Origin of the sequence: Streptomyces sp. P17, assembly GCF_032436805.1 — a bacterium.
Lineage (GTDB): Bacteria > Actinomycetota > Actinomycetes > Streptomycetales > Streptomycetaceae > Streptomyces.
The window spans coordinates 1-254 of the sequence record NZ_JAVRBF010001165.1 but is presented as its reverse complement, the minus strand read 5'-3'; the positions used below and the strand labels follow the sequence as shown (position 1 = coordinate 254).

Genomic DNA, 254 nt, shown 5'->3' with positions numbered 1-254 from the left:
ATCGTCATAGTCAGTAGCCTGTGGCCTCCCAGTAAATATCATCAGGTGAGTTGAACGGGCCGGAAATAACCGAAAACTGCGTATTGCTGACGATCAAGGTATTAGTGCCCGTTGCGGCATCGGAGTAAAAGAGACTCGTCCGGCTTGCAACAAGCGATGCACACCGATTGGGGAACGCGATAGGAAAACTGCGATGGGTGACGGTATCCGAAGCGCCCAAGGTAATTCCCCACTGCTTGATCATTCCCGTCTGG

Annotated in this window: 1 protein-coding gene; it reads right to left on the bottom strand. The window is 52.4% G+C overall.

Annotation, left to right across the window (positions count from 1 at the left end; genetic code table 11):
• Nucleotides 1-10: 10 nt before the first annotated feature.
• A partial coding sequence (locus RMT89_RS44290; RefSeq protein WP_315889412.1) for a gp53-like domain-containing protein occupies nucleotides 11-254 on the bottom strand: 244 nt, incomplete at its 5' end.